The sequence below is a fragment of the Brachybacterium sp. AG952 genome (genome assembly GCF_004362645.1).
GTDB lineage: Bacteria > Actinomycetota > Actinomycetes > Actinomycetales > Dermabacteraceae > Brachybacterium > Brachybacterium conglomeratum.
On sequence record NZ_SNXV01000007.1, the window covers coordinates 136,177 to 161,617 of the forward strand.

The following is a 25,441-nucleotide window of genomic DNA, read 5'->3' on the forward strand; positions in this document are numbered from 1 at the left end:
CGGCGTGTCGCGCCCAGCGACCGGACCAGGGCGCGCAGAGCGCACCAGCCCGGTCGGGCCGACGGACCTGCAGCAGGGCCGAGCGTCCGCACGGACCGAGCCCGCGCCCACCCTGCCCGAGACCGGGTCAGGCGATCCGGTCCAGCACGATCCGGTGCTCGGGGACCTCGGTGCCGGGCGCGGCGAGGGTCCAGGAGCCCTCGAGCGACTCGAGGGCGCGGCCCATCCGCTCCGGGGTGTCGGTGTGGAGGCGGGCGAGCACGTCCCCGGCCCGGACCTCCTCGCCCAGGTGCTTCTCGATCTCGACGCCGGCGGCGGCCTGCACGGCCTCGCCGGGCCGGGAGCGGCCCGCGCCCAGACGCCAGGCCGCCACGCCCACGCCCATCGCGTCCAGGCCCGTGACCATGCCGTCCTCCGTGGCGCGCAGCTCCTCGACGTGCTTCGCGGTGGGCAGCGGGGCGTCCACGTCGCCGCCCTGGGCGGCGATCATCGCGCGCCAGGTGTCCATGGCGCGGCCGTCCGTCAGCGCGGCCTCGACGTCGGCATCGCGCACCCCGGCGGCCTCGAGCATCTCGCGGGCCAGCGCGACGGTCAGCTCGACCACGTCGGCCGGGCCGCCGCCGGCGAGCACCTCGAGCGACTCGCGCACCTCGAGACCGTTGCCGGCGGTGCGGCCCAGCGGTGCGGACATGTCGGTGAGCAGGGCGACGGTGCGCACGCCCGCATCGGTGCCGAGGTCGACCATGGTGCGGGCGAGCTCGCGGGCGTCGGCCTCGTCCTTCATGAAGGCGCCGGCGCCGGTCTTCACGTCCAGGGTGAGCGCGGCGGTGCCCTCGGCGATCTTCTTGGACATGATCGAGGAGGCGATCAGCGGGATCGCCTCGACGGTGCCGGTGACGTCGCGCAGGGCGTAGAGCTTCTTGTCCGCGGGCGCCAGGCCCGAGCCGGCCGCGCAGATGACGGCGCCGACTTCCGCCAGCTGGCGCATCATCTCGTCGTTGCTGAGCGAGGCGCGCCAGCCGGGGATCGCCTCGAGCTTGTCGAGGGTGCCGCCGGTGTGTCCGAGCCCGCGCCCGGACAGCTGCGGCACGGCGACGCCGAAGGAGGCGACCAGCGGGGCGAGCGGCAGGGTGATCTTGTCGCCGACGCCGCCGGTGGAGTGCTTGTCGGTGGTGGCCTTGTCGAGGGAGGAGAAGTCCATCCGCTCACCGCTGGCGATCATGGCGGCGGTCCAGCGGGCGATCTCCTCGCGCCCCATGCCGTTGAGGAACACGGCCATGGCGAGGGCGGCCATCTGCTCCTCGGCGACGACGCCGCGGGTGTACGCGTCGATGACCCAGTCGATCTGCTCGGGGCTGAGCCGCTGCCGGTCGCGCTTGGTGCGGATGACGTCGACGGCGTCGAAGGGCTCGACGGCGGGGCGGGAGGTCTGGTCGGTCATGGCGTGCTCCTGGGGTGGTGGAGGGCGGCAGGGATCAGCGAGCGGGGCGAGCGGCCGGGATCGGCGCGGCCGGGTTCGGAGGGCGAGGTCAGAGGGCGAGGTCGGAGGGGCCGAAGGCCTGCGGCAGCACCTCGGCCATCGCGCGCGGCCCCTCGGGGGTGAGGATCACGAGGTCGGCGCCGGCGTGCTCGGACAGCAGCTGGCGGCAGCGCCCGCAGGGCATGACCACCGCGCGCTCGTCGCGGGCGAGGGACTCGTCGCCGCCGACGCACACGAACCGGTGCAGCTTCCCGCCCCCGCCGGCGATGAGGTCGCTGATCAGCCCGCACTCGGCGCACAGCGTCACGCCGTAGCCGGCGTTCTCCACGTTGCAGCCGTGCAGCAGGCGACCGTCCTCGGCGAGCGCGGCGGCGCCCACCCGGAAGCGGGAGTACGGGGTGTAGGCGCGCTCGGCGATCGCACGGGCCTCGGCCAGGAGGGTCTCGAACTCGGCAGGTGCGGTCGGCGCCGGGGGCGCGGGGTCGTTCGCGGTCATGTGCTCGATGCTCTCACTGCGGGGGCTCGGGAGGGGAGGAACGCGCCGTCCCGGGAGGGCGGAGCGCGACATGCGGCGCCGCGCCCCGGGACGACGGGACGTGATGCGCGACGCCGCGCCCCGAGGACGACGGGACGCGGCGGCGCGGTGCCGCCCGGCGGGGCGGCGGGAGGTCACTGCTTGACGTAGGGCTGCCCGTCGGCCGCGGGGACCCGCACCCTGCCCACCACGCCCGCGACCGCGAACAGCGCGACCACGTACGGGAGCATGAGCAGGAAGTCGCCGGGGATGGAGACCCCGCCCTCGGCGGCGGACATGGTGCCCAGGCGCAGCTGGAGCGAGTCCGCGAAGGCGAAGGTCAGCGCCGCCAGCAGCGCGCCGACGGGGTGGTAGCGGCCCAGGATCATCGCGGCCAGCGCGATGTAGCCCTTGCCCGCGCTCATCTCCTCACCGAAGGCGACGCCGGTGCCGATGGTGAGGGTCGCACCGCCCAGGCCCGCCACGGCGGCGCCGAGCAGCACGTTCTTCCAGCGGGTGAGGTTCACGGCGATGCCGACGGTGTCCGCGGCCTTGGGGTGCTCGCCGACGGCGCGCACGCGCAGGCCCCAGCGGGTGCGGAAGAGCGCGAAGGTCAGCCCCGCGACGATGATCCACATGAGGTAGACGAGGATGTTCTGCTCGAACAGGACCCGCCCGATCACGGGGATGTCGGCCAGGACCGGGATCCGCAGGGTGGGCAGTCGCAGGGGCGCGTTGAACAGCCCGGGGTTGTCCCGCATCACGGTGCCGAAGAAGAACGAGGTCACGCCGATGGCGAGCACGTTCAGAACGACGCCGACGATGATCTGCTGGACCTGGTAGCCGACGGCGAAGAGCGCCAGCAGCGCACCCATGATCAGGGCGACCAGCGGGGCGGCGAGCAGTCCCAGCCACACGTTCCCGGTGAGGGAGCCCACCAGCGTCGCGCCGAAGGCGCCGAACAGCAGCTGTCCCTCGATCGCGATGTTGATGACGCCGGCGCGCTCGGAGAGCACTCCGGACAGCGCCCCGAAGGCGAGCGGCACGGCCAGCACGATCGTGCCCTGCAGCAGCGTGGTCACATCGAGGGAGCGCTGGGAGATCACCCAGGTCATGAAGGCGAGGACCCAGGCGACGGCGAACACGGCGATCAGCGCGATGCGCACGCCGCGGGAGGGCCGGGCCCGGCGCGTCTGGAGGACCCAGAGCCCGGCCGACGCGGCGAGCGCGAGGACCGACAGGGCGATCGCCCCGCCCTGCGAGGGCAGGGTGACGCGCTCGGGGACGAGGCCGAGGGGGTTCAGGTCGGTCTCGCGGGCGAGCGCGAACACCGACTCGGCGCCGGGCAGGCCGCGCAGCCCGAAGAACACCAGCGCGATCAGGCCGAGCCCAGTGGTGGTCGCGGGCAGGTGCCACCAGCTGGCGGGGCGGGAGTCGTCCAGGCGCTTCTCGACGACGGAGTCGTCGGCGACGACCACGGGGGCGGTGCTCATCGGTGGTCCTCCTGCGCATCGGTGGTGTCCTCGCCGCGCTCGGGCGCGGGGGCGGTCCCGTCGGACGGATCCTGTCGGGCGTGCGTGCCGGTCCCGGAGGCGCCGGCCGGCGGCGCGTCGCCGGGCGGCGCTCCCCCGTCGACGGGCGCGTCGGCGCGGTGGGCGCCGCCGGAGGAGCTGCCGTCGGACCCGCCCGCGGCGGGCCCGTCGGCCGTCGTGCCCGAGGTGGCGGAGGCGGTCGAGGCACCGGCCGCGGCGCCGACCGTCGCAGGGACCTCGACGGCGCGGGGGCGGCGGGTGCGGCGTGCCCCGGCGCCGGGGTGGTCGATGCGGCGCAGGCCGATCAGGGTGCGCACCAGCGGCGGCGCGGCGATGAAGAGCACCACGAGCACCTGGATGACCTGCACGAGGTCCAGCGGCACGCCCTGGTTCGTCTCCATGAAGCGCCCGCCCGTGGACAGGGCCGCGAAGAGCAGGCCGGCCAGCACGATGCCGACGGGGCCGGAGCGGCCCAGCAGCGCGACCGTGATCGCGTCGAAGCCGATGTTGCCGGCGACGCCCTCGGTGAGGCGGCGCTCGGTGCCCAGCACGTGCACGGCCCCGGCGAGGCCCACCAGGGCGCCCGCGACGGCGAGGACCAGGAAGGCGGTGCGGGCCGGGGAGATGCCGGCGACGCGGGCGGCGCGCGGGTTCGAGCCGACGGCCCGGAAGTGGAAGCCGAGGGTGGAGCGGCTCATCAGCCACCACAGCAGCACGGCGGCGCCCGCGGCGAGGAACAGGCCGGCGTGGAGGCGGAACCCGCTGCCGAGCAGCAGCGGCAGGGTCGCGTTCTCCCCCACCGACGGGGAGGTGGGCTGGGACTGGTTCGCGCCGGTGAACGCGGTGGTCTTCAGCGCGAAGAACAGCAGGTAGGTCGCGATCCAGTTCAGCATGATGGTGCTGATGACCTCGTTGGCGCCGAAGCGGGCCTTGAGGAAGCCGGCGATCCCGCCCCACACGGCCCCGGCGAGCACGCCCGCGAGCAGCGCGACCAGCAGGTGCAGCACGACGGGGAGCTGGACCGCGAAGCCGACGTAGCCCGCGGCCATCGCGCCGACGATCAGCTGGCCGGTGCCGCCGATGTTGAACAGGCCCGCCCGGAAGCTCACGGCCATGCCGGCCGCGGCGATGATCAGCGGGGTCGCGACGGTGAGGGTCTCGGTGAGGGGGCGCAGTCCGGCGGCGAGCGCGGGGAAGAGCACGTAGGTGCCGGAGCCGCCGGCCTCGCGCACGTCCTCCGCGACGCGGGAGAAGCCCGGCCCGTCGAAGACGGCGCCGCGGAACATCGCGCCGTAGGCGTGGGTGACGGACTGCCAGATCGCGGTGAGCGCGTCGGAGGGGCGGGCGAAGAAGTAGCCGAGGGTGGTGCGGACCTCCTCGTCGGCGATGACGATCAGCACCGAGCCGATGAGGAAGGCGAACACGAAGCTCATCACGACCACCAGCAGGTCGCTGCGCGCGATCGACTGGAGGGTGCGGGCCAGCGCCGTCTCGGCGCGCTCCTCGGACGGGGGCGGGGCGTCGGCTGCGCCCGCGCCGACGCCGGGCGCGGAGCCGGCGGCGCCGGTCTCGGAGAGGGTGCTCATCACGCGATGTCTCCTTCGTCGGCGAGCTGGGAGTCGGTGGTGCGGGCGCCGGCGGCGACGGCCTCGCGGGCGGCCTCGGCGGTGTAGCCGGCCATCATCAGGCCCAGCACGTCGCGATCCTCGTCGCCGGGGACGAAGCCGAGGATGCGGCCGCGGTACATCACGGCGATGCGGTCGGCGAGCTGGGTGACCTCGTCGAGCTCGGTCGAGACGATCACGACGGGGGTGCCCTTGTCGCGCTCGTCGAGGATGCGGCGGTGGAGGAACTCGATCGAGCCGACGTCCACGCCGCGGGTGGGCTGGGAGGCGATCAGGAGCGCCAGCTCGCGGTTCAGCGCGCGGGCCATGACGATCTTCTGCTGGTTGCCGCCGGACAGCGTGGACGCGGCCGATGCCGCCGATCCGGTGCGGATGTCGAACTCCGGGATCAGCTTCTTCGCGTTCTCGGCGATGGCCTTCAGCGACATCGACACCGCCGTGCCGAAGGGAGTGCGGTCGTGCTGGTCCAGCACGAGGTTCTCGGCGACGGAGAAGTCCGCGATCAGCGCATCGTGGGTGCGGTCCTCGGGGACGAAGCCGACGCCGGCGTCGAGGATCTGCTTGGTGGAGCGGCCCACCAGCTCGCTCCCCTCGAGGCGGGCGGAGCCGGCGACGGTGTCCTGCAGGCCCAGCAGCGCCTCGGTGAGCTCGGTCTGGCCGTTGCCCTGGACCCCGGCGATGCCGAGGACCTCACCGTGTCGCACCTCGAAGGAGACACCGTCGAGGGTGCGGGTGCCGGCCTCGTCGGTGACGCGGAGGTCCTCCACCTCGAGGGCGATCTCGCCGGGCGCGGCGGGCGCCTTCTCCTGGGCGAGGGAGACCTGGCGGCCGACCATCAGGGAGGCGAGCTCGGCCTGGTCGGCCGATGGATCGGCCTCGCCGACCACCTTCCCGCGGCGGATCACGGTGATCCGGTCGGAGACGGCCTTGACCTCGCGGAGCTTGTGGGTGATGAAGACGATCGAGGTGCCCTCGTCGCGCAGCTGGCGCATGATCGTCATCAGCTCGTCGGTCTCGTGCGGGGTGAGCACGGCGGTGGGCTCGTCCAGCACGAGCACCTCGGCGCGGCGGCTGAGGGCCTTGATGATCTCGACGCGCTGCTGGGCGCCGACGGGGAGGTCCTCGACCAGCGCGTCGGGGTCGAGGTCGAAGCCGAACCGGGCGGAGATCTCGCGCACGAGCTTGCGGGCGGCGGCGAGGTCCAGGAGGCCGCCGCGGGTGGGCTCGTTGCCCAGCACCATGTTCTCGGCGACGGTGAAGACGGGCACGAGCATGAAGTGCTGGTGGACCATGCCGATGCCGGCCGCCATCGCGTCGCCCGGGTCGGAGAAGCTGACGGGGCGATCGTCGAGGAGGATCTGGCCGCCGTCGGGGCGGTACAGCCCGTACAGCACGTTCATCAGGGTGGACTTGCCCGCGCCGTTCTCCCCCAGCAGGGAGTGGATCTCCCCCGGTTCGACGACCAGGTCGATCGCATCGTTGGCCACGAAGGACCCGAAGGTCTTCGTGATGCCGCGCAGTTCGAGCTTCACAGCACTCGCTTCCGTCGGTGCCGGCCGAGCTGCTCGGCCGTGCGGTGTGGGACATGGGACGCGGTCCCCGCCCTCGGGGCGGGGACCGCGCTCATGACGGGGCTCAGGCGCCCGCGGGCGAGGCCTCGGACTCGACGACGACCGTGCCGTCGATGATCTCCTGCGTGAGGGCGTCGATCTCCTCGCTGAGCTCGGCGGGGACATCATCCTCGAAGTCGTGGAAGGGTGCCAGGCCCACGCCGCCGTTCTCGAGGGTGCCGACGTACGGGGTCGCGTCGTACTCGCCGCTGGCCGCACCGGTGATGACGTCCTCGACGCCCACGGTCATCTCCTTCATGACGGAGGTGAGGATCGTGGACTGCGCCTCGGGGTCGGCGGAATTGGTCTCGTAGCCGTCGGCGTCGACCCAGATCACCTTGCGGTCCTCGCCCTCCTTGGCGGAGGCGAGGGTGCCGGCGCCGACGGGACCGGCGACCGGCATGACGATGTCGGCGCCCGCGTTGTAGAACTCGTCCGAGACGGCCTTGCCCTTGGACTGGTCCTCGAAGGTGCCGACGATGGAGCCCTGCTGGGACTCCTTGTTCCAGCCGAGCACCTCGACCTCGGTGCCGTGGGTCTCGTTGTAGTGGGCGACGCCGTCGGCGTAGCCGTCCATGAAGATGGTGACGGTGGGGATGTCCATGCCGCCGTAGGTGGCGACCTTGCCGGTCTCGGTCATGCCGGCGGCGAGGTAGCCGGCGAGGAACGCGGCCTGGGCGGTGTCGAACTCGAGGGGCTTGACGTTCTCGAGCTCGATCGGGTTGCCGTCGGCGTCCTGGGCGGTGGAGTCGACGATGGCGAAGTCGGTGCCCTCGTTGGCCTGGGCGGCGGTGCCGGTGGCGGGGGCGAGCAGGAAGCCGACCGTGATGATCAGGTCGCAGCCCTCGGTGACCATGTTGTTGATGTTCGGGGCGAAGTCGGAGTCGGTGGTGGACTCGGCGGTCTGCTTCTGGATGCCGAGGTTCTTCTCGGCGTTCAGCAGGCCGTTGTAGCTGGACTCGTTGAAGGACTTGTCGTCCCAGCCGCCGGAGTCCGAGACCATGCAGGCCTTGTAGTCGCTCGCGGCGCCGCCGCCGGCGTCGCTGCCGCCGCCGGCCGTCTCCTCCGGGGCGCTGCCGCAGGCGGCGAGGGTGAGAGCCCCGGCGCCGGCGAGGGCGAGGGCACGCGTGATGCTCTTCATGGGTGGTTCCTCCGGTGGGAGTGCGAGGGGCCGGGAGCGCCCCGAGGGTCCGGGCGACGTCGCTGTCGCGGTGCGATTGGACGATAGCCCTGCCGGACGCATGGTGAGCACGGGTTGAGCGTTCAGCCCCGAACCGTTATGAAATCGACGCGGAGGTGGCGCCGGGGTGAACTCCGGCGGCCTCCGGGGTCAGGCGATCTGCAGGTCCCGCTGCACGCACGCGGCGGCGAGCACGCTCGCCCCGATGCCGATCGCACGCTCGTCGATCATGAGGTCGCCCATGTGGAGGTCGTAGGTGCGCCCGCCGGGGGTGCGGGTGCCGAGGCGGGCGAGCGCCCCGGGCACCTTCTCGAGGTACCAGGCGAAGTCCTCGCCGCCGAGGGACTGGGCCGTGGGGTCGAGGTTCTCCCGCCCGAGCACCCCGCGCACCGCGGCGGCGAGCACCTCGACGCTCGCGGGGCTGTTGGAGACCGGCGGCACCCCGCGGTCGTGGGTGACCCGCGCCTCGACTCCCCAGGGGCGCACGAGATCGGCCAGGACCTCCTCGAGCAGCTGCTCGGCCCGGTCCCAGGCCTCGTGGTCCAGGCAGCGCAGGGTGCCCTCGAGGGTGCCGGCGCTGGGGATCGCGTTGAAGGCGGAGCCGGCGTGGATCGAGCCCCAGGTGAGGTTCACGCCGGAGCGCGGGTCCATGCGCCGCGTCAGCGCGGCCGGCAGCTGCGTCGCGATCGAGCCGAGCGCGTAGACGAGGTCCTGGGTGAGATGGGGGCGGGAGGTGTGTCCGCCCGCGCCGCGCACCTGGATCCGCACCGGATCGGTGGCCGAGGTGATCGGGCCGGACTTCAGGCCCACGTGGCCCACGTCGACGCCGGGGTCGCAGTGCAGGGCGAGGATCGAGTCGACGCCGTCCAGGACGTCCTGCCCGATCAGCTCGAGCGCGCCGCAGGGATGCATCTCCTCGGCGGGCTGGAACACCAGGCGCACGCCGCGGCGCAGCGCGCCCTCCTCGGCCACCCGCACCAGCGCGGTCGCCGCGCCGAGCACGGCGCTCATGTGCACGTCGTGGCCGCAGGCGTGGGAGACGCCCTCGACGACGGAGCGGTAGGGGACGGTGCTGAGCTCGGGGATCCCGAGCGCGTCCATGTCCGCCCGCAGCCCCATCAGCGGGAGCGACGGGTCTGCGCCGGGGATGTCGCAGATCAGGCCGGTGGCGGCCATGCGCTTCGGCGCGAGCCCGAGGGCGGTGAGCTGCTCGGCGATGAAGTCGGTGGTGGCGTGCTCCTGGTGGGAGAGCTCGGGGTGGCGGTGGAGGTGGCGGCGCACCTCGCGCAGGGCGTCGCCGCGCTCGGCGACGGTGCGGGCGATCCGCCCCTCCGGTCCGAGCATCGCCCGCTGCTGCGAGGTCCCGACCAGCGTCTGCTGCGACTGCTCCACGCGTCCGCTCCTGTCCTGTCCTGTCATCGACCGCACTGGCCGCCGTTCGCCTCCTGCGGCGATGCGGGTCCGGCGGTGCGGGTCAGCGCAGCCGGCCCAGCCCCTGCTCGTCAAGCCGGCCGACGAGCTGCTGGAGGGCCTGCGCCTTCTCGTCGGCGAGCACCAGCAGCGCGTCCTCGGTGTCGACGATGCTGACGCCCTCGAGCCCGACCAGGGCGATGTGGCGATCCGTGGAACCGTACACCGTGGCCCGGGAGGAGAGCGCATCGACGCTCGCGCTTCCCACCACGTGGACCTCGGTGCCGTCCTCGCCGCAGCGCACCTCGCCCTCGCGCTCGCGGAGCTGGCGGGCGAGCGCCGCGAAGTCGCCGACATCGTCCCAGTCGAACTCCGCCGGGACCACCGCGACCCGCCCCTGCGCGGCGAGCGGCTCGGCGAGGGCGTGGTCGATCGCGATCGCGGTCATCGTGGGCCAGACGCGCTCGAGCACCTCCTGCTCCTCGGCGCCGCCGTGCGCGGCCGCGATCTCGCGCGCGCCGGCGGCGAGGCCGGGGATCTGGACGGCGAGCTCGTCGAGCAGCACCGAGGCGCGCACCACGAACATGCCGGCGTTCCAGCGCAGTCCCGCGGCGACGAAGGCCTCGGCCCGCTCGCGGTCGGGCTTCTCGACGAAGCGCACGACGGGCTCGGCGCCGACGGCGCGCAGGCGTGCGGAGAGCGCGGGGTCCGCTCCCCCGTCGCCCACGGACTCGATGTAGCCGAAGCCGGTCGACGGCGAGGTGGGGGCGATGCCGAGGGTGACCAGGAGTCCGAGCTCGGCGGCGTCCCGCGCGGCGGTGACGGCGCGGGCGAAGGCGGCCTCGTCCTCGATGAGGTGGTCGGCGGCGAAGGAGCCGATCACGGCGTCCGGCGACTCGCGCTCCACGTGCGCGGCCGCGAGCGCGATCGCGGGCATGGAGTTGCGGGCCGAGGGCTCCGCGAGGACGCGCACGTCCCCGTCGAGCTGCTCGCGCACCGCTGCGGCGTGGGCGCGGCCGGTGACGACGATCGGGGGCCGGTCCGCGAGGGGCGCGAGGCGGTCGAGGGTGAGCTGGAGCAGGGAGCGGCCCTGCCCGGTGAGGTCCAGCAGGAACTTCGGGCGGTCGCGGCGTGAGAGCGGCCACAGTCTGGTGCCGGACCCTCCAGCGGGCACCACGGGGACGAAGGGGGCATCAGGCATGAGCCCAGCGTATCCAGCCTTCGACGGACCCCTCCGGTCCGTTCGCCGACGCGGCCGGGGCGGGCCTGCCCGCCTCCTGCCTGGTGCTACGCTGAACCTGCCCCTGTCGGGGGCGATGATGATGTCGCCGTGTCGCGAAACGGCCGCCCGAGGGCGCCGAGCGCTGCAACGGCCGCGGGGGCCTCGGTCCCCGGGGTCCCGCGCCGCGCGCCGCGGAGCACCGTCGAGCTCCCGGCGACATACCGACGCTTCTGGAGGAACTCCGTGGCTTCCGCCCAATCCGGGACGCTCTATCGCGGACGCGAGGGCATGTGGTCCTGGGTCGCCCACCGCATCTCAGGAATGGCGATCTTCCTGTTCCTGCTCGTGCACGTCCTGGACACCGCGCTCGTGCGCGTCTCGCCCGAGGCGTACAACGAGGTCATCGGCCACTACAAGACCGTCGTCTTCGGCCTCGGCGAGGTCGGCCTGGTCGGCGCCGTGCTCTTCCACGCGCTCAACGGCCTGCGCATCATCCTCGTGGACTTCTGGTCCAAGGGGACCGTGCACCAGCGCAAGCTCTTCTGGGGCGTCGTGATCGTGTGGGCCGTCCTGATGGCCGGCTTCCTCCCCCGCCACCTCATGCACATGTTCGGAGCGTGATCCCCATGTCGACCTCCACCACCTCGATCCCGGATCCCTCCACCCGCTACCGCCGCACCGGGCAGCGCGGCCTGAACGCCGAGATGCTCTCGTGGATGTTCATGCGCGGCTCCGGCGCGCTGCTGGTCATCCTCGTCTTCGGCCACCTCTTCGTGAACCTGTGGCTCGGCGACGGCGTCAAGGGCATCGACTTCGCCTTCGTCGGCGGCAAGTGGTCCTCCCCCTTCTGGCAGGTCTGGGACCTGCTGATGCTGTGGCTGGGCCTCATCCACGGCGGCAACGGCGTGCGCACGATCATCAACGACTACGCCCGCGGCGACCGCACCCGCATGGTCCTGAAGGCCCTGCTGTACTTCGCGGTCGTCGTCACGATCGTGCTGGGCACCCTGGTGATCTTCACCTTCGATCCCTGCCCCGTCGGCGCCGAGCCGAGCCTGCTGCCCTCCTTCTGCGAGGGCTGACGCCCCCGGGGCGGCCGGACCCCCGGCCGCCCCTCCCCTTCCTCACGCACTTCACGGTCTTCCCGGAACGGAGCAGTCACCCGACATGCAGACCCATAACTACGACGTGGTGATCGTCGGCGCCGGCGGCGCCGGGATGCGCGCGGCGCTGGAGTCCTCCAAGCGCGCCCGCACCGCGGTCGTCACCAAGCTCTATCCCACGCGCTCCCACACCGGCGCGGCGCAGGGCGGCATGTGCGCGGCCCTCGCCAACGTCGAGGAGGACAACTGGGAGTGGCACACCTACGACACCGTCAAGGGCGGCGACTACCTGGTGGACCAGGACGCCGCCGAGGTGATGGCCAAGGAGGCCATCGACGCGGTGCTCGACCTGGAGAAGATGGGCCTGCCCTTCAACCGCACCCCTGAGGGGCGCATCGACCAGCGCCGCTTCGGCGGGCACACCCGTGAGCACGGAGAGGCGCCCGTGCGCCGCGCCTGCTACGCCGCGGACCGCACCGGCCACATGATCCTGCAGACCCTCTACCAGAACTGCGTGAAGCAGCAGGTGGAGTTCTTCAACGAGTACTACGTGCTCGACGTGCTGATGACCGGCGACCCGCGCTCCGACGAGGGCGTGCGTGCCTCCGGCGTGGTCACCTACGAGCTCGCCACCGGCGAGATCCACGTCTTCCGCGCGAAGTCGGTCGTGTTCGCCTCCGGCGGCTTCGGCAAGATCTTCAAGACCACCTCGAACGCCCACACCCTCACCGGCGACGGCCCCGCGATGGCGTTCCGCCGCGGCATCCCGCTGGAGGACATGGAGTTCTTCCAGTTCCACCCGACGGGCCTGGCGGGCCTCGGCATCCTGCTGTCGGAGGCGGCGCGCGGCGAGGGCGGCATCCTGCGCAACAGCGAGATGGAGCGCTTCATGGAGCGCTACGCCCCGACGCTGAAGGACCTCGCCCCCCGTGACGTGGTCGCCCGCGCGATGGCCAACGAGGTGCGCGAGGGCCGCGGCGCCGGCCCGAACAAGGACTACGTCTACCTCGACCTCACCCACCTCGAGCCCGCGCACATCGACGCGAAGCTCCCGGACATCACCGAGTTCGCGCGCACCTACCTGGGCGTGGAGCCGTACACCGAGCCGGTGCCGGTCTTCCCGACCGCGCACTACGGCATGGGCGGCATCCCCACGAACATCCGTGGCGAGGTCCTCGCCAACGCGACCGACGTGATCCCCGGCCTGTACGCGGCCGGCGAGACCGCCTGCGTGTCCGTGCACGGCGGCAACCGCCTGGGCACCAACTCGCTGCTGGACATCAACGTGTTCGGGCGCCGCGCCGGCATCGCCGCCGCGGAGCACGCCGCGGAGGTCGACCTGCCCGAGCTGCCCGAGGGCGTCGAGACCCCCACCGTCGAGCTGCTCGAGCGCCTGCGCGACCGGCCCGCGACCGAGGACCGCATCGCGAACATCCGCACCGATCTGCAGGAGCTCATGGACGCCAACGTCCAGGTGTTCCGCACCGAGGAGACCTGCCGCACGGCGCTGGCCGGCATCAAGGACCTCAAGAAGCGCTACGAGACGGTCGCGATCCAGGACAAGGGCCGCCGCTACAACCTCGACCTGATGGAGGCCGTGGAGCTCGGCTTCCTGCTCGACCTGGCCGAGATCGTGGCGCTCGGCGCGCTGCACCGCAAGGAGTCCCGCGGCGGCCACTTCCGCGAGGACTTCGAGAAGCGCGACGACGTCAACTACCTCGAGCACACCATGGCCTACCGCACCCTGCCGGGTGAGGAGGGCGTCGAGGGCACCCCGATCCGTCTGGGCACCAAGCCCGTCGTGATCACCCGCTACGAGCCGAAGGAGCGCACGTTCTGATGACTGCCGTCGCCGAGAAGCCCCAGGCCGATGCCGGGGAGATCCCCTCGTTCGAGGTGACGCTGCGCATCGCACGCTTCACCCCGGAGGACGACAAGGGAGTCCACTGGGAGGACTTCACCGTCACGATGCACGGCACCGACCGTGTGCTCGACGCCCTGCACGAGATCAAGTGGCACGTGGACGGCTCGCTGACCTTCCGCCGCTCCTGCGCCCACGGCGTCTGCGGCTCGGACGCGATGCGGATCAACGGCCGCAACCGTCTGGCCTGCAAGACCCTGCTCAAGGACCTCGACATCTCGAAGCCCATCACGGTCGAGCCGATCAAGGGCCTGCCGGTGGAGAAGGACCTCATCGTGGACATGGAGCCGTTCTTCGACTCCTACAAGGAGGTCATGCCGTTCCTGGTCGCGGGCGGTCAGGAGCCCAGCCGCGAGCGGCTGCAGTCCGCGGAGCAGCGCGAGCGCTTCGACGACACCACCAAGTGCATCCTCTGCGCCGCGTGCACCTCGTCCTGCCCCGTGTTCTGGACCGACGGGCAGTACTTCGGCCCGGCCGCGATCGTGAACGCGCACCGCTTCATCTTCGACTCGCGCGACGACGCGGGCGAGCAGCGCCTGGAGATCCTGAACTCCAAGGAGGGCGTGTGGCGCTGCCGCACCACCTTCAACTGCACCGAGGCGTGCCCGCGCGGCATCCAGGTGACCAAGGCGATCGCCGAGGTGAAGCAGGCCGTGATACGCGGCCGCGTCTGATCCCGCGCTCAGCACGACGACAGGGGCTCCTCCGCCGCGGCGGAGGAGCCCCTGTCGTCATCGGGGCGGTCAGCCGCGGGCGGCGAGCACCTCGCGCAGGCGCGTCGCGAAAGCGGCGGGGTCGCCCGGATGGGACGGGTCGCCGACGGCGAAGCCGCCGTGGTCGCCCGGGAAGACGAGCGGCTCGGTGCCGAGCGCCTCGGCGAGGGCGCGCGTGGTGCGGGCGGTGATCGCCTCCCCCGTCTGCTCCCCCACGGCGAGGACCAGACGGTCCCCCGCGGCGCGCAGCGCCTCGAGGTCCGGCTGGTAGGAGGTCACGGGCGCGCTCGTCCCGGACAGCAGCGGATCCTCCCGCGTGCCGTCGTCCTGGTCGGGCAGGCCGAACTGGGCGGGACCGGGCAGGGGCCGGGCGAGGAACTCCTCGGTGAACTCGCCCTGCCACATGCTCATGGCGAGGAAGGCGGCGAGCCCCGCGCCCCAGCCGCGCTCCTGATAGGCGCGGCCGACGGCGTCGTTCGCGCGCTCGGCGAGCTCCGCGTCGGGCAGCACGCCCATGACGGGCGGCTCATGGGCGACGACCCGGCTGACGTCCTCGGGATGCGCCGCGAGCAGGGCGAGCGCGGCGACGGCGCCGCCGCTGCTGGCGAACATCTGCACCGGCGCGCCGAGATCGGTGACCAGGGCGTGGAGGTCCTCCGCCTGCAGGGACGGGTCGTTCAGGGCGCTGCCGTCGCTGCGGGTGCTCCGGCCGAGTCCGCGCGGGTCGTACGCGACGACGGTGCGGTGCGGGAGCTCGGCGATCAGCTCGGCGAAGCCGTCGGCGGTCATGGGCTGGCCGATGACCAGCAGCACCTCCCTGCCGTCGGCCGGGGGCAGCGGACCGTGCACGTCGTGGACGATCTCGGCGTCGGGCAGGGACAGGGTGCGGGTCTCCATGGGCACAGCGTAGGACCGTGCCCGGACGTGGTGAAGGGCGCTCGACGACGGAGTCGGTCCGTCGAGGCCGCGCCGACGGCGCCCGGCGCGGGCTCAGGAGTAGGTGACCACCAGCGGCGCGTGGTCGGACCAGCGGGTGTCGTAGCTGGGGGCGCGATCGACCTGCGCCGCCGTCGCCTTCTCGCCGAGCGCCGGGGTGGTCAGCTGGTAGTCGATGCGCCAGCCGGAGTCGTTGTCGAAGGCCTTTCCCCGCTGGGACCACCAGGTGTACGGGCCGGGCACATCGCCGGCGAGACGGCGCTGGACGTCCACCCAGTCGCCCTCGACCAGCAGGCGGTCGAGATATGCGCGCTCCTCGGGCAGGAAGCCGGCTGACTTCAGGTTGCCCTTCCAGTTCTTGATGTCATTGTTGGCGTGGGCGATGTTGAGGTCGCCGGTGAGGACCACGTGACGGCCGTCGGCGCGCAGCGCGTCCAGGCGCTCCATCGCCACGTCGAGGAAGGCGTACTTGTCGATCATGGTCTGCGGCTTCTCGGTGTTGCCGGAGTGCATGTAGCAGGAGATGACCGTGAGGTCGGCCCCGTCGGCCAGCGGGTCCTCGAGGTCGGCCTCGAGCCAACGACCGGTGTGGGTGGGCTCGGTCAGCCCCGGCAGTCCGCGACGCACGCCCTCGAGGTCGATCCGCTCCAGGGAGGTGCGGGCGGCGATCGCGACGCCGTTGCGGCCCTTCAGCTCGGAGGCCTCGCCGACGATGGTCCAGCCCTCCCCCACCAGCTCGGCGAGAAGCTCCTCGGGCGCCCGCACCTCCTGCAGGGTGATGACGTCGGCCGCGGTGGTCGCGAGCCAGTCGGCCATGCCCTTGCGGGCCGCGGCCCGCAGGCCGTTGACGTTGACGGTGGCGAGGGTGAAAGTCATGCCCACCAGTATGTCAGCGGGGCCCGACGGCCGCGACGCGTGCCGCGGGGCGGGCGTCTCTGCCCGCCCCGCCGGGGTCTCAGGCCTCGATGCCGGCCGCGTGCTCGGCCGCCTCGACGACGTTGTTGACCAGCAGCGCGCGGGTCATGGGGCCGACGCCGCCGGGGTTGGGGCTGATCCACGAGGCGACCTCGGCGACGGCCGGGTCCACGTCGCCCACGAGCTTCGCCTTCCCGCCCTCGGGGTCCTCCTGGCGGGAGACGCCGACGTCGAGCACGATCGCGCCGGGCTTGACGTCCTCGGGCCGGACCAGGTGGGCGACGCCCGCGGCGGCGACGATCACGTCGGCGCGGCGCAGGTGCGCGGGGAGGTCCGTCGTGCCGGTGTGGGTGAGGGTGACGGTCGCGTTGATGGCGCGGCGGGTCATCAGCGCGCCGATCGAGCGGCCGACGGTGACGCCGCGGCCGATCACGACCACGTCCTTGCCCTTGAGGTCGAGGTCGTGCCGCATGAGCAGCTCGATCACGGCCCGGGGCGTGCAGGGCAGCGGGGTATGGATCGGCGAGTAGGCGTTCAGGACCAGGCGGCCGAGGTTCGTGGGGTGGAGGCCGTCGGCGTCCTTGGCGGGGTCGATCCGCTCGAGGATCGCGTCGGTGTCGATGTGCTTCGGCAGCGGCAGCTGGACGATGTAGCCGGTGCAGGCGGGGTCGGCGTTGAGCTCGTCGACGACCGCCTCGACCTCCTCCTGGGTGGCGTCGGCCGGGAGGTGCTTCTGGATCGAGTTCAGGCCGATCTGCTCGCTGTCGCGGTGCTTGCCGCGCACATAGGCGGCGCTGCCCGGGTCGTCGCCGACCAGCACGGTCGCGAGCCCGGGACGCGGGTGACCGGCGTCGACCAGGCGGGTGACGCGTTCGGCGAGCTCCTGCTTGATCGCCTTCGCGGTGGCCTTGCCGTCGAGGATCTGGGCGGTCATGACGCTCTCCTTCGATGAGGGGTCTCGGTGAGGTGGTCGGCGGGGTGGGCCCGGGAGGTCCGGCCGAGGGACCGGTGCCCCGGTCGAGCGCGGTCCCGCCCCGGGCGCCGGCGGGCCGATGCGGGACGGGCGGGGTCCGGACACCGCGGCCTCCGGACCCCGCCCGCGGGGATCAGTACTGCTGCAGCTCGGGGTAGAGCGGCTTGGACTCGGCGAGCTTCGCGGTGCGGGCCCTGAGGGACTCGACGTCGGCCCCGCCGGTCAGCGCCAGCGCGATCACGTCGGCGACCTCGGTGAACTCCGCCGCGCCGAAGCCGCGGGTGGCGAGCGCCGGGGTGCCGATGCGCAGGCCCGAGGTGACCCGCGGCGGGCGCGGGTCGTTGGGGACCGCGTTGCGGTTCACGGTGATGCCGGCCTCGTGCAGGCGGTCCTCCGCCTGCTGGCCGTCCAGTTCGGAGTCGACGAGGTCCACGAGCACCAGGTGCACGTCGGTGCCGCCGGAGATGACCTTGACGCCGGCGGCCTTCGTGTCCTCCTGCTGGAGGCGGTCGGCGAGGATCTGCGCGCCCTCGAGGGTACGGGCCTGGCGGTCCTTGAAGTCCTCCGACGCGGCGATCTTCAGCGCCACGGCCTTCGCGGCGACGACGTGCATGAGCGGGCCGCCCTGCTGGCCGGGGAACACGGCCGAGTCGATCTTCTTCGCCCACTTCTCCTTGCACAGGATCATGCCGGAGCGGGGGCCGCCGATGGTCTTGTGGATGGTGGTGGAGACGACGTCCGCGTAGGGGACCGGGCTGGGGTGCAGGCCCGCGGCGACCAGACCCGCGAAGTGCGCCATGTCGACCCACAGCGCGGCGCCGACCTCGTCGGCGATCTCGCGGAAGCGGGGGAAGTCGAGCTGGCGGGTGTAGGCGGACCAGCCGGCGACGATGACCTTGGGCTGCTCGGCGATCGCGAGCTCGCGCACCTTGTCCATGTCGATCAGGCCGGTGCCCGGCTCGGTCTCGTACGCGACGATGTCGTAGAGACGGCCGGAGAAGTTGATCTTCATGCCGTGGGTGAGGTGGCCGCCGTGGGCGAGGGAAAGGCCCATGAGCTTGTCGCCCGGGCGGGCGAGGGCGTGCATCACCGCGGCGTTCGCGGTCGCGCCCGAGTGCGGCTGGACGTTCGCGTGCTCGGCGCCGAACAGGGCCTTCGCGCGGTCGATCGCGATCTGCTCCGCGACGTCGACCTCCTCGCAGCCTCCGTAGTAGCGCTTGCCGGGGTAGCCCTCGGCGTACTTGTTGGTGAGGACCGAGCCCTGCACCTGCAGGACCGAGCGGGGGACGAAGTTCTCCGAGGCGATCATCTCGAGCGTGCCCTGCTGACGGGCCAGCTCGCGGTCGAGCACCTGGGCGATCTCGGGATCGATGTCGGCGACAGACTTGTCGAGGACGTTCACGGGGCCTCCTGTGACGGGGTGAGGGGGCGGCGAGCAGCCGTCACGCCATCCTAGGCCGGGAGCGTCGGCGAGGGCCCTCGCATCCAGGGATCGGCGCCCGTCCGCGGGAACGGGCGCCGACGGGTGTCGTGCGAGCTCAGAGGTCGACGCCGAGCCGCACGGGTTCGGGCTCGAGGCGGATCCCGAAGCGGTCCTCCACCCGGTCCTGGACGTCGCGGGCGAGGGCGACGAGGTCCTCGCTGGAGGCGCCGCCGCGGTTGGTCAGCGCGAGGGAGTGCTTGGTGGAGACCGAGGCCCGCTCCCCCACCGCATGGCCGCGCTCGATCCCGGAGTGGCTGATGAGCCAGGCGGCGCTGGTCTTGACCCTGCCCTCGCCCGCGTCGTAGCGCGGCGCCTGCTCGGGCAGAGCCGCCGCCTCGTCCGCGGAGAGGATCGGGTTGGTGAAGAAGGAGCCGGCGCTCCAGGTGTCGTGATCGGCGGCGTCCAGGACCATGCCCTTGCTGCCGCGCACGCGCAGCACCGCCTCGCGCACCTGGCTCATCGGCACCCGGTCCCCCACCTCGACGCCGAGCTCCGCGGCGAGCTGTGCGTAGCGGATCGGGGCGGAGAGGGAGCCGATGGTGTGCTGGAAGGTCACCGACAGCACCACGTAGCGGCCGGTCGCCGAGGGGACGGGTCCGCTGTACCGGGTGCGCTTGAAGACGCTGTCGCGATAGGCGAAGCCGCAGTCGGCGGCGAAGAAGGTGCGCACCGCTCCCTTCTCGCGGTCCCAGGTGCGCACGCGGGAGATCGTCGAGGCGACCTCCTGGCCGTAGGCGCCGACGTTCTGGATCGGGGTCGCGCCGACGGTGCCGGGGATGCCGGAGAGCGCCTCGATGCCGACCATCTCGCGGGCGATCGCGTAGCGCACGGCCCGGTCCCAGTTCACGCCCGCGAAGTACTCGACGATCGCCCCGCCGCAGGTGGGATCCAGCGGGGTGAGCTCGGCCGGGTCCACGGGGATCCCGTCGGGCTCGCCGGAGGCGCCGACCTCGCAGGTCGCGTCCAGCAGCGGCGGGTCCTCGGGGTCGCGGAGCAGCACGACGGTGCCCTCGAAGGGCTCGTCGGAGGCGACGAGGTTCGAGCCGCCGCCGAGGACGAGCAGCGGTTCCCCCGCCTCGTCCGCGGCGGAGACCGCGGCGATCACCTCGTCGGCCGTGCGGGCCTCGACGAGGTTCCGGATCTCCCCGCCGATGCGGAGGGTGGTCAGGTCGGCGAGCCTCATGCCGCTCCTGCCGCGTCGGCCTCGGCGTCCTGCGTGCGGCGCGGCAGCGCGAGGGTCGCGCGGGCCCGCCCCAGCACCTTCTCCCCGTCGACGACGGCGGCGAGGTCGACGCGTGCGGTGCCCGCGGACTCGTCGATCGCGCCGACGGTCGCGACGACCTCGAGCGCGACCTCGCCGGTGGCGGGCACGGGCACCATGCCGGTGAAGCGGGTGGAGTAGGCGGTGACCAGGGTCGGGTCGCCGACGGCCTCGAGCAGGCCGGTGATGGCCGTGCCCATGGTGAGCATGCCGTGGGCGATGACGCCGGGCAGCCCGGCCTGCTCGGCGACGGCGTCGTTGTAGTGGATCGGGTTGAAGTCGCCGGAGGCGCCGGCGTAGCGGACCAGCGCGTCGCGGTCGAGGGTGTGGACGGTGCGGGAGAGCTCGTCGCCGACGGACAGGGCGGCGAGGTCGAGCGGGCGGGCGTCGGGGGTGGGGCTGGTGGTCATCGGTGCTCCTGGTGTGGCATCTGCGGCGGGGCCGCGAGGGGCGAGGGAGACGGCGCCGGGGCGCCGCGGGGCGAGGCGGCGGGCTCAGTCCCCGCGCACGACGAGCATGCTGCGCACGGCGGCGACCTCGGCGCCGTCCTCGTCGGCGAGGTCGACGCGGGTAGTGACCATGGCGTGCCCTCCGGCGGCGCGGACCGACTCGACGGTGAGGGTCGGCACGAGGCGGTCGCCGGCGACGACGGGACGGTGCAGGGTGAAGGACTCCTCGCCGTGGACCACGCGGGAGAAGTCGATGCCGGCGGCGGGGTCCTCGACGTACAGCGCCTCGGTGGCCTGGGCGAGGGAGACGAGGAACGTGGGCGGCGCCACGACGTCGGCGTGCCCGGCGGCGCGGGCGGCCTCGGGATCGGTGTGCAGCGGGGAGCGGGCGCCGGTGGCTCGGGCGAACTCGACGATCTTCGCGGCCGAGACGGTGTGCACGGGGCCCGCCGGGTAGGTGCGGCCGGCGAAGGCGGGATCGGGGCTGGTGGTCACTGTGTCTCCCGAGGTCGGGTCGGCGCGGGGGCCGACGGATGCGGTCCCCCCGATCATCTCACCGCCCCCGCTCCCCTGCGGTGCGGCCCGCGCGAGGCACGGGGGCCGGACATGACGAAGGCCACCCGGCGGTGCCGGGTGGCCTTCGTGGATGCTGCGGCGGGACCGCTCAGCGGGTCTCGCGGTGCGCCGTCTGCTTGCCGCAGGTCGGGCAGAACTTCGAGAGCTCCAGCCGATCCGGGGTGTTGCGACGGTTCTTCTTGGTGATGTAGTTGCGCGCCTTGCAGTCGACACACGCCATGGTGATCTTGGGACGCACGTCAGAGCTCTTGCTCGCCACGGTTCGCCTCTTTCGTCCGGGTGACGCACCCGGCGGTGCGCCTCGTGGGTCCCCGTGCTCGGGGGATGTGGAATCTGCACTCCGGTGGGGACCGGTGTGGTACCGAGGGCGGGGATCGAACCCGCGACCTCACGATTATGAGTCGTGCGCTCTAACCGTCTGAGCTACCCCGGCGTGACCGATGAAACGGCCCGATCTCGAATGAGACCGGGCCGTCGCATCCATCAGAGCCCTGAAAGGGAATCGAACCCTTGACCTTCTCCTTACCATGGAGACGCTCTGCCGACTGAGCTATCAGGGCAACCCGGTGAACCTTACCCGCCTCATTGCCTGGAGGCAATTCGAGGGGCGGTCCCCGTGCTTCGGATCACAGGGATCCTCCGCGTGGCAGATGAGGGATTCGAACCCCCGTAGGCAATGCCAGCTGATTTACAGTCAGCTCCCTTTGGCCGCTCGGGTAATCTGCCGCGACCCTCTCCCGCCACCCGCCGGACTCTCGTCCCGCGGCCGCCGGAAGCGGACTCGAAACAGCATAGCGGGGTCCCGGCCGCGGCGCGAACCCAGAAGGGGCTCTCGGGGCATGAGAGGCGTCACAGCCGTCCCGCCGCTGGTCGCAGCCCCTCTGCGGCGGCCCCTCGGAGACCGGGGAGCGCTCCCGGACCCGGCATGGGACGATCACTGGACAGACCCGCCCGTTCGACGTGGTGGCGGCCCTCGCGGGCCGCCCGGAGGAGGACCCGATGGCCGATTCATCGTTCGACATCGTCAGCAAGCTCGACCGCCAGGAGGTCGACAACGCCGTGAACCAGGCCGTGAAGGAGGTCGGCCAGCGCTACGACTTCCGGAACACCGGCGCCTCGATCACCCTCGGCGGCGACGAGATCGTGATGACCGCCAACGCCGAGGAGCGCGTGCTCGCGGTGCTGGACGTGCTGCAGTCCAAGCTGATCCGCCGCGGGATCTCGCTCAAGGCCCTCGACGTGGGCGAGCCCAAGCAGTCCGGCAAGGAGGTGCGCCTGGCGGCCTCGCTCAAGGAGGGCATCTCCACCGAGGACGCGAAGAAGATCTCGAAGATCATCCGGGACGAGGGCCCCAAGAGCATCAAGGCACGGATCGAGGGCGACGAGCTGCGCGTCTCCTCCAAGAGCCGCGACGACCTGCAGTCCGTGATCGCGCTGCTGAAGGGCAAGGACCTCGAGGTCGCCCTCCAGTTCGTGAACTACCGCTGACGTCGACTGCCGCTGACGTCCGGTCCCCCGACAGCCGCTGAGCCCGGCCTCGCCGCACCCCCGCTCCCGCGCCGTCGGGACGGGGGTGCGGCGAGGCCAGGCACTGGCGGTTCCTCCCTCCCCCGCACCGCGCTGGATATGTTCGGATCTCCGCGCGCGGAGGCTGCGCGGCGCGGATCCGTCGAGGGAACGGGTGCGATGACCAGCGGCACGATCCTGGTGATCGGGGCGACCGGAGGGGTCGGTCGCCACGTGGTGAGGTGCGCGGTCGAGGCAGGACTGCACCCGCGGGCCCTCGTGCGCAGCACGGAGCGGGCCGCCCGGCTGCTCCCCGTGGAGACGGAGCTCCTCGCCGGCGAGGCGACGATGCCCGTGGACATGGCGCGCGCCCTCGAGGGAGCCGACGGAGTGATCCTCGCCCACGGCTCGCACGGCGCGCCGGGCGAGGCGGAGGCCGTGGACTACGGGATCGTCCGCGTGCTCGTCGAGTGCCTCCTCGCCTCCGGGCACCCGGTGCGGGTGACCCTCATGTCGGCGCTCGGAGTGACGGTGCACGATTCGCAGCACGACCGCGTCACGGGCCTGGCCACGTGGAAGCATCGCGCGGAGCGCCTGCTGCGCGTCAGCGGTCTGCCGTGCACGATCGTGCGCCCGGGCTGGTTCGACGACGAGGCGCAGGACGAGCACCGGCTGGTCGCCCGCCAGGGCGATGGTCGGCGCGGCGGCTCCCCGGCCGACGGGGGCGATCTCCCGCGAGCAGCTCGCCCGGGTGCTGCTCGCGGCGCACACCACGGCCGACGCGACCGGGCTGACCCTCGAGGTGGTCGCCGAGCGCGGCCCGGAGCAGTCGCAGCTGGACTCGCTCTTCGCAGGGCTCCGCGCCGACGTCCCCGGGGAGGTGGACGGAGCCCTCGACCCGGACACGCTGCCGCTCGGCGCCGAGCCGGACCGGGTGCTCGAGGATCTGCGTCGCGTCGCGGCCGCGGCGGACGCGCGCGAGGCCGGCGCGGTCACGGCCTGAGTCGCAAACCCGGAGACGGCGGCGCGACCGCCGAGCAGCGAACACCGCGCACCGCGCACCGAGACCGAGGACCGAGGACCGAGGACCGAGGACCGAGGACCGAGGAGCAGGGTCCCGATCGGCGCGTTCCCGGGCATCACGAAGGCCCCGCCCCCACCACGACGGGGGACGAGGCCTGCGCGACGAAGAACCGCTCAGCTCACTGCTGGTTCGAGGTGGTGTCCTGCTCCTCGGCGTGGTTCGTCAGCTCATCACCCTTGGCCGTGAACGCCTCGACCAGGCTGTTCACCGGACCGTTCACGAACGAGTTCCACGCCTCGACATACGCGTCGTAGTCCGGACCGACCCACTCCACCGACGTCACCAGACGCGTCACCTCGTCGACCTTCTCGACAACCTGCTCGCCCGCCTTGAGGACCTCCTGAGCGACCTCGCGCCCCTCCTCCGGATTCATACCCTTGAAAGCCATCACAAACCCCTTTCGCCCCGAACCCGGAGCAGATCACTGCTGAAGAAAGAAAAACCTAGAAGCCGAGAGAACCCAGCAGATCAGGAAGAAGCCTCACGCTGCTGCTGAGCGTTCTTCTTCGCACGCTCAGCGAACTCGCCCAGCTGCGTCACGACATCCTGGACCAGACCGCCCAGAGTCCCCTCGAACTCCGACACGTACTTGTCGCGGTCCTCACCGGTCCAGTCGAAATCCGTCACACGACCCTGCACCGTCGTGTAGATGGTGTTGACATCCTCGCCGGACGTCTCCGCCGTGGTGCCCATCTGCTCCACAGCCTCAGGGTTCATACCCTTCTTCATGGTGTCCTCCACATCGTCGAAAGAATCAGATCCCCACCCACCGAACCGGACCTCCGCGACCCCCAAGGCCACTTCCTCGATCCCTGTCCCCCAGGTGATGACACCACCCTAGAACCACCCACCACACCTTGGCGATGGGGACAACTCCCCATCCCCCTCCCCATCCGCCCGGACCCGCATCCTTGCAGGTCAGCGTCGAACTGCGGTCGGATCGGGCTGTGGACAGCTCCGGCAGCTCCCCTGCTGCGCCGCTGGATCACCTCGTACGGGACGCCGGGAGCCGGCCCCGTCGACCCCGTCGTCACCGGCGCCCGGGGCGCGGTCGCCGCACGACCCCACGCGCTGGACACCGGGGACCGATCGGCGCACGGGCCCACACCCCGGGCGCCGGGGCCCGACCGTCGCGTTCCCGGGCATCACGAAGGCCCCGCCCCCACCACGACGGGGGACGAGGCCTGCGCGACGAAGAACCGCTCAGCTCACTGCTGGTTCGAGGTGGTGTCCTGCTCCTCGGCGTGGTTCGTCAGCTCATCACCCTTGGCCGTGAACGCCTCGACCAGGCTGTTCACCGGACCGTTCACGAACGAGTTCCACGCCTCGACATACGCGTCGTAGTCCGGACCGACCCACTCCACCGACGTCACCAGACGCGTCACCTCGTCGATCTTCTCGACAACCTGCTCGCCCGCCTTGAGGACCTCCTGAGCGACCTCGCGCCCCTCCTCCGGATTCATACCCTTGAAAGCCATCACAAACCCCTTTCGCCCCGAACCCGGAGCAGATCACTGCTGAAGAAAGAAAAACCTAGAAGCCGAGAGAACCCAGCAGATCAGGAAGAAGCCTCACGCTGCTGCTGAGCGTTCTTCTTCGCACGCTCAGCGAACTCGCCCAGCTGCGTCACGACATCCTGGACCAGACCGCCCAGAGTCCCCTCGAACTCCGACACGTACTTGTCGCGGTCCTCACCGGTCCAGTCGAAATCCGTCACACGACCCTGCACCGTCGTGTAGATGGTGTTGACATCCTCGCCGGACGTCTCCGCCGTGGTGCCCATCTGCTCCACAGCCTCAGGGTTCATACCCTTCTTCATGGTGTCCTCCACATCGTCGAAAGAATCAGATCCCCACCCACCGAACCGGACCTCCGCGACCCCCAAGGCCACTTCCTCGATCCCTGTCCCCCAGGTGATGACACCACCCTAGAACCACCCACCACACCT

At 72.1% G+C, this 25,441-nt stretch carries 26 protein-coding genes and 3 tRNA genes; 6 read left to right on the forward strand and 23 right to left on the reverse strand.

Annotated features, from left to right (window positions below; translation table 11 throughout):
- Positions 1-127: 127 nt before the first annotated feature.
- From DEU31_RS15830 to DEU31_RS15865, 8 genes are all read right to left on the reverse strand, one after another.
- Complete coding sequence (locus tag DEU31_RS15830) at positions 128-1,441, reverse strand: thymidine phosphorylase (protein WP_133677830.1); 1,314 nt, start codon at positions 1,439-1,441, stop codon at positions 128-130.
- 88 nt (positions 1,442-1,529) lie between these two features.
- Positions 1,530-1,976 (reverse strand): cytidine deaminase, encoded by a 447-nt coding sequence (locus DEU31_RS15835; protein ID WP_126988270.1) that lies wholly within the window; start codon positions 1,974-1,976, stop codon positions 1,530-1,532.
- Positions 1,977-2,149: 173 nt separating this feature from the next.
- On the reverse strand, positions 2,150-3,487 hold the full coding sequence (locus DEU31_RS15840) for an ABC transporter permease (protein WP_133677831.1): 1,338 nt from the start codon (positions 3,485-3,487) through the stop codon (positions 2,150-2,152).
- A complete protein-coding gene (locus DEU31_RS17340; protein WP_133677832.1) occupies positions 3,484-5,112 on the reverse strand; it encodes an ABC transporter permease in 1,629 nt (542 codons plus the stop codon). Before DEU31_RS17340 ends, DEU31_RS15840 begins: the two co-directional genes overlap by 4 nt.
- Entirely contained in the window at positions 5,112-6,683 is a 1,572-nt protein-coding gene (locus DEU31_RS15850; RefSeq protein WP_133677833.1) for an ABC transporter ATP-binding protein, read from the reverse strand. Before DEU31_RS15850 ends, DEU31_RS17340 begins: the two co-directional genes overlap by 1 nt.
- A 103-nt stretch (positions 6,684-6,786) precedes the next feature.
- On the reverse strand, positions 6,787-7,902 hold the full coding sequence (locus tag DEU31_RS15855; protein WP_010549857.1) for a BMP family ABC transporter substrate-binding protein: 1,116 nt from the start codon (positions 7,900-7,902) through the stop codon (positions 6,787-6,789).
- Between the two features lie 189 nt (positions 7,903-8,091).
- On the reverse strand, positions 8,092-9,333 hold the full coding sequence (locus DEU31_RS15860; protein WP_133677834.1) for a M20 family metallopeptidase: 1,242 nt from the start codon (positions 9,331-9,333) through the stop codon (positions 8,092-8,094).
- A gap of 82 nt (positions 9,334-9,415) precedes the next feature.
- Positions 9,416-10,552 (reverse strand): mannose-1-phosphate guanylyltransferase, encoded by a 1,137-nt coding sequence (locus DEU31_RS15865; RefSeq protein WP_133677835.1) that lies wholly within the window; start codon positions 10,550-10,552, stop codon positions 9,416-9,418.
- 264 nt (positions 10,553-10,816) lie between these two features.
- Here DEU31_RS15865 and sdhC point away from each other — a divergent pair, with 264 nt between their 5' ends.
- From sdhC to DEU31_RS15885, 4 genes are all read left to right on the forward strand, one after another.
- Positions 10,817-11,194 carry a succinate dehydrogenase, cytochrome b556 subunit gene (gene sdhC, locus DEU31_RS15870; RefSeq protein ID WP_010549860.1) on the forward strand — a complete coding sequence of 126 codons (378 nt, stop codon included), beginning with the start codon at positions 10,817-10,819 and terminating at the stop codon, positions 11,192-11,194.
- A 5-nt stretch (positions 11,195-11,199) separates the two neighbouring features.
- Positions 11,200-11,655 (forward strand): succinate dehydrogenase hydrophobic membrane anchor subunit, encoded by a 456-nt coding sequence (locus DEU31_RS15875; RefSeq protein ID WP_010549861.1) that lies wholly within the window; start codon positions 11,200-11,202, stop codon positions 11,653-11,655.
- An 85-nt stretch (positions 11,656-11,740) separates the two neighbouring features.
- On the forward strand, positions 11,741-13,516 hold the full coding sequence (gene sdhA / locus DEU31_RS15880) for a succinate dehydrogenase flavoprotein subunit (RefSeq protein ID WP_010549862.1): 1,776 nt from the start codon (positions 11,741-11,743) through the stop codon (positions 13,514-13,516).
- Entirely contained in the window at positions 13,516-14,271 is a 756-nt protein-coding gene (locus tag DEU31_RS15885; protein ID WP_010549863.1) for a succinate dehydrogenase iron-sulfur subunit, read from the forward strand. The genes sdhA and DEU31_RS15885 overlap by 1 nt, the downstream gene beginning before the upstream one ends.
- A gap of 69 nt (positions 14,272-14,340) precedes the next feature.
- Here DEU31_RS15885 and DEU31_RS15890 read toward each other — a convergent pair whose 3' ends face one another.
- The 11 genes from DEU31_RS15890 to DEU31_RS15940 form a co-directional block, all read right to left on the reverse strand.
- Complete coding sequence (locus DEU31_RS15890) at positions 14,341-15,207, reverse strand: alpha/beta hydrolase (protein ID WP_133677836.1); 867 nt, start codon at positions 15,205-15,207, stop codon at positions 14,341-14,343.
- A 93-nt stretch (positions 15,208-15,300) separates the two neighbouring features.
- Complete coding sequence (locus DEU31_RS15895) at positions 15,301-16,122, reverse strand: exodeoxyribonuclease III (protein WP_133677837.1); 822 nt, start codon at positions 16,120-16,122, stop codon at positions 15,301-15,303.
- Between the two features lie 79 nt (positions 16,123-16,201).
- A complete protein-coding gene (locus tag DEU31_RS15900) occupies positions 16,202-17,095 on the reverse strand; it encodes a bifunctional methylenetetrahydrofolate dehydrogenase/methenyltetrahydrofolate cyclohydrolase (protein WP_010549866.1) in 894 nt (297 codons plus the stop codon).
- A gap of 172 nt (positions 17,096-17,267) precedes the next feature.
- Positions 17,268-18,536: a serine hydroxymethyltransferase gene (glyA, locus tag DEU31_RS15905; RefSeq protein WP_010549867.1), complete on the reverse strand. Its 1,269-nt coding sequence runs from the start codon at positions 18,534-18,536 to the stop codon at positions 17,268-17,270.
- 136 nt (positions 18,537-18,672) lie between these two features.
- A complete protein-coding gene (locus DEU31_RS15910; RefSeq protein WP_133677838.1) occupies positions 18,673-19,800 on the reverse strand; it encodes a UDP-N-acetylmuramate dehydrogenase in 1,128 nt (375 codons plus the stop codon).
- On the reverse strand, positions 19,797-20,288 hold the full coding sequence (locus tag DEU31_RS15915) for a MaoC/PaaZ C-terminal domain-containing protein (RefSeq protein WP_010549869.1): 492 nt from the start codon (positions 20,286-20,288) through the stop codon (positions 19,797-19,799). The genes DEU31_RS15910 and DEU31_RS15915 overlap by 4 nt, the downstream gene beginning before the upstream one ends.
- 84 nt (positions 20,289-20,372) lie before the next feature.
- Positions 20,373-20,822, reverse strand: a complete 450-nt coding sequence (locus DEU31_RS15920) for a MaoC family dehydratase N-terminal domain-containing protein (protein WP_029360273.1) — start codon at positions 20,820-20,822, stop codon at positions 20,373-20,375.
- Positions 20,823-20,991: 169 nt separating this feature from the next.
- Positions 20,992-21,162, reverse strand: coding sequence for a 50S ribosomal protein L33 (gene rpmG, locus DEU31_RS15925; RefSeq protein ID WP_029360274.1), 171 nt, complete (start codon positions 21,160-21,162; stop codon positions 20,992-20,994).
- A 97-nt stretch (positions 21,163-21,259) separates the two neighbouring features.
- A tRNA-Met gene (locus DEU31_RS15930) sits at positions 21,260-21,336 on the reverse strand.
- Positions 21,337-21,390: 54 nt separating this feature from the next.
- Positions 21,391-21,463: transfer RNA gene (locus DEU31_RS15935), tRNA-Thr, on the reverse strand.
- A gap of 84 nt (positions 21,464-21,547) precedes the next feature.
- Positions 21,548-21,629: transfer RNA gene (locus DEU31_RS15940), tRNA-Tyr, on the reverse strand.
- A 273-nt stretch (positions 21,630-21,902) separates the two neighbouring features.
- On the opposite strand from DEU31_RS15940, the gene DEU31_RS15945 reads away from it, so the two are divergent.
- Together DEU31_RS15945 and DEU31_RS16955 are read left to right on the forward strand one after the other, a co-directional pair.
- Positions 21,903-22,391: a YajQ family cyclic di-GMP-binding protein gene (locus tag DEU31_RS15945; RefSeq protein ID WP_010549872.1), complete on the forward strand. Its 489-nt coding sequence runs from the start codon at positions 21,903-21,905 to the stop codon at positions 22,389-22,391.
- Positions 22,392-23,100: 709 nt separating this feature from the next.
- Positions 23,101-23,412 (forward strand): hypothetical protein, encoded by a 312-nt coding sequence (locus tag DEU31_RS16955; RefSeq protein WP_208109999.1) that lies wholly within the window; start codon positions 23,101-23,103, stop codon positions 23,410-23,412.
- Between the two features lie 199 nt (positions 23,413-23,611).
- On the opposite strand, the gene DEU31_RS15955 is transcribed toward DEU31_RS16955, so the two are convergent.
- The 4 genes from DEU31_RS15955 to DEU31_RS15970 all read right to left on the reverse strand — a co-directional run bounded on the left by DEU31_RS15955 (position 23,612) and on the right by DEU31_RS15970 (position 25,312).
- Positions 23,612-23,881, reverse strand: a complete 270-nt coding sequence (locus DEU31_RS15955) for a hypothetical protein (protein WP_126988287.1) — start codon at positions 23,879-23,881, stop codon at positions 23,612-23,614.
- An 80-nt stretch (positions 23,882-23,961) separates the two neighbouring features.
- Complete coding sequence (locus DEU31_RS15960) at positions 23,962-24,222, reverse strand: hypothetical protein (RefSeq protein ID WP_157998631.1); 261 nt, start codon at positions 24,220-24,222, stop codon at positions 23,962-23,964.
- 479 nt (positions 24,223-24,701) lie between these two features.
- Positions 24,702-24,971: a hypothetical protein gene (locus tag DEU31_RS15965; RefSeq protein ID WP_100199635.1), complete on the reverse strand. Its 270-nt coding sequence runs from the start codon at positions 24,969-24,971 to the stop codon at positions 24,702-24,704.
- A gap of 80 nt (positions 24,972-25,051) precedes the next feature.
- Positions 25,052-25,312, reverse strand: a complete 261-nt coding sequence (locus tag DEU31_RS15970; protein ID WP_157998631.1) for a hypothetical protein — start codon at positions 25,310-25,312, stop codon at positions 25,052-25,054.
- Between the last annotated feature and the right edge of the window lie 129 nt (positions 25,313-25,441).

Coding starts and splice junctions, on each gene's coding strand:
- DEU31_RS15835 (WP_126988270.1), bottom strand. CDS start 1,976: ATGACCGCGAACGACCCCGCGCCCCCGGCGCCGACCGCACCTGCCGAG.
- DEU31_RS15910 (WP_133677838.1), bottom strand. CDS start 19,800: ATGAGGCTCGCCGACCTGACCACCCTCCGCATCGGCGGGGAGATCCGG.
- DEU31_RS15890 (WP_133677836.1), bottom strand. CDS start 15,207: ATGGAGACCCGCACCCTGTCCCTGCCCGACGCCGAGATCGTCCACGAC.
- DEU31_RS15885 (WP_010549863.1), top strand. CDS start 13,516: ATGACTGCCGTCGCCGAGAAGCCCCAGGCCGATGCCGGGGAGATCCCC.
- DEU31_RS15895 (WP_133677837.1), bottom strand. CDS start 16,122: ATGACTTTCACCCTCGCCACCGTCAACGTCAACGGCCTGCGGGCCGCG.
- DEU31_RS15955 (WP_126988287.1), bottom strand. CDS start 23,881: ATGGCTTTCAAGGGTATGAATCCGGAGGAGGGGCGCGAGGTCGCTCAG.
- DEU31_RS15840 (WP_133677831.1), bottom strand. CDS start 3,487: ATGAGCACCGCCCCCGTGGTCGTCGCCGACGACTCCGTCGTCGAGAAG.
- sdhA (WP_010549862.1), top strand. CDS start 11,741: ATGCAGACCCATAACTACGACGTGGTGATCGTCGGCGCCGGCGGCGCC.
- DEU31_RS15945 (WP_010549872.1), top strand. CDS start 21,903: ATGGCCGATTCATCGTTCGACATCGTCAGCAAGCTCGACCGCCAGGAG.
- DEU31_RS15830 (WP_133677830.1), bottom strand. CDS start 1,441: ATGACCGACCAGACCTCCCGCCCCGCCGTCGAGCCCTTCGACGCCGTC.
- DEU31_RS17340 (WP_133677832.1), bottom strand. CDS start 5,112: ATGAGCACCCTCTCCGAGACCGGCGCCGCCGGCTCCGCGCCCGGCGTC.
- DEU31_RS15900 (WP_010549866.1), bottom strand. CDS start 17,095: ATGACCGCCCAGATCCTCGACGGCAAGGCCACCGCGAAGGCGATCAAG.
- DEU31_RS15915 (WP_010549869.1), bottom strand. CDS start 20,288: ATGACCACCAGCCCCACCCCCGACGCCCGCCCGCTCGACCTCGCCGCC.
- DEU31_RS15865 (WP_133677835.1), bottom strand. CDS start 10,552: ATGCCTGATGCCCCCTTCGTCCCCGTGGTGCCCGCTGGAGGGTCCGGC.
- DEU31_RS15965 (WP_100199635.1), bottom strand. CDS start 24,971: ATGGCTTTCAAGGGTATGAATCCGGAGGAGGGGCGCGAGGTCGCTCAG.
- DEU31_RS15855 (WP_010549857.1), bottom strand. CDS start 7,902: ATGAAGAGCATCACGCGTGCCCTCGCCCTCGCCGGCGCCGGGGCTCTC.
- DEU31_RS15960 (WP_157998631.1), bottom strand. CDS start 24,222: ATGAAGAAGGGTATGAACCCTGAGGCTGTGGAGCAGATGGGCACCACG.
- DEU31_RS15970 (WP_157998631.1), bottom strand. CDS start 25,312: ATGAAGAAGGGTATGAACCCTGAGGCTGTGGAGCAGATGGGCACCACG.
- DEU31_RS15875 (WP_010549861.1), top strand. CDS start 11,200: ATGTCGACCTCCACCACCTCGATCCCGGATCCCTCCACCCGCTACCGC.
- DEU31_RS16955 (WP_208109999.1), top strand. CDS start 23,101: ATGGTCGGCGCGGCGGCTCCCCGGCCGACGGGGGCGATCTCCCGCGAG.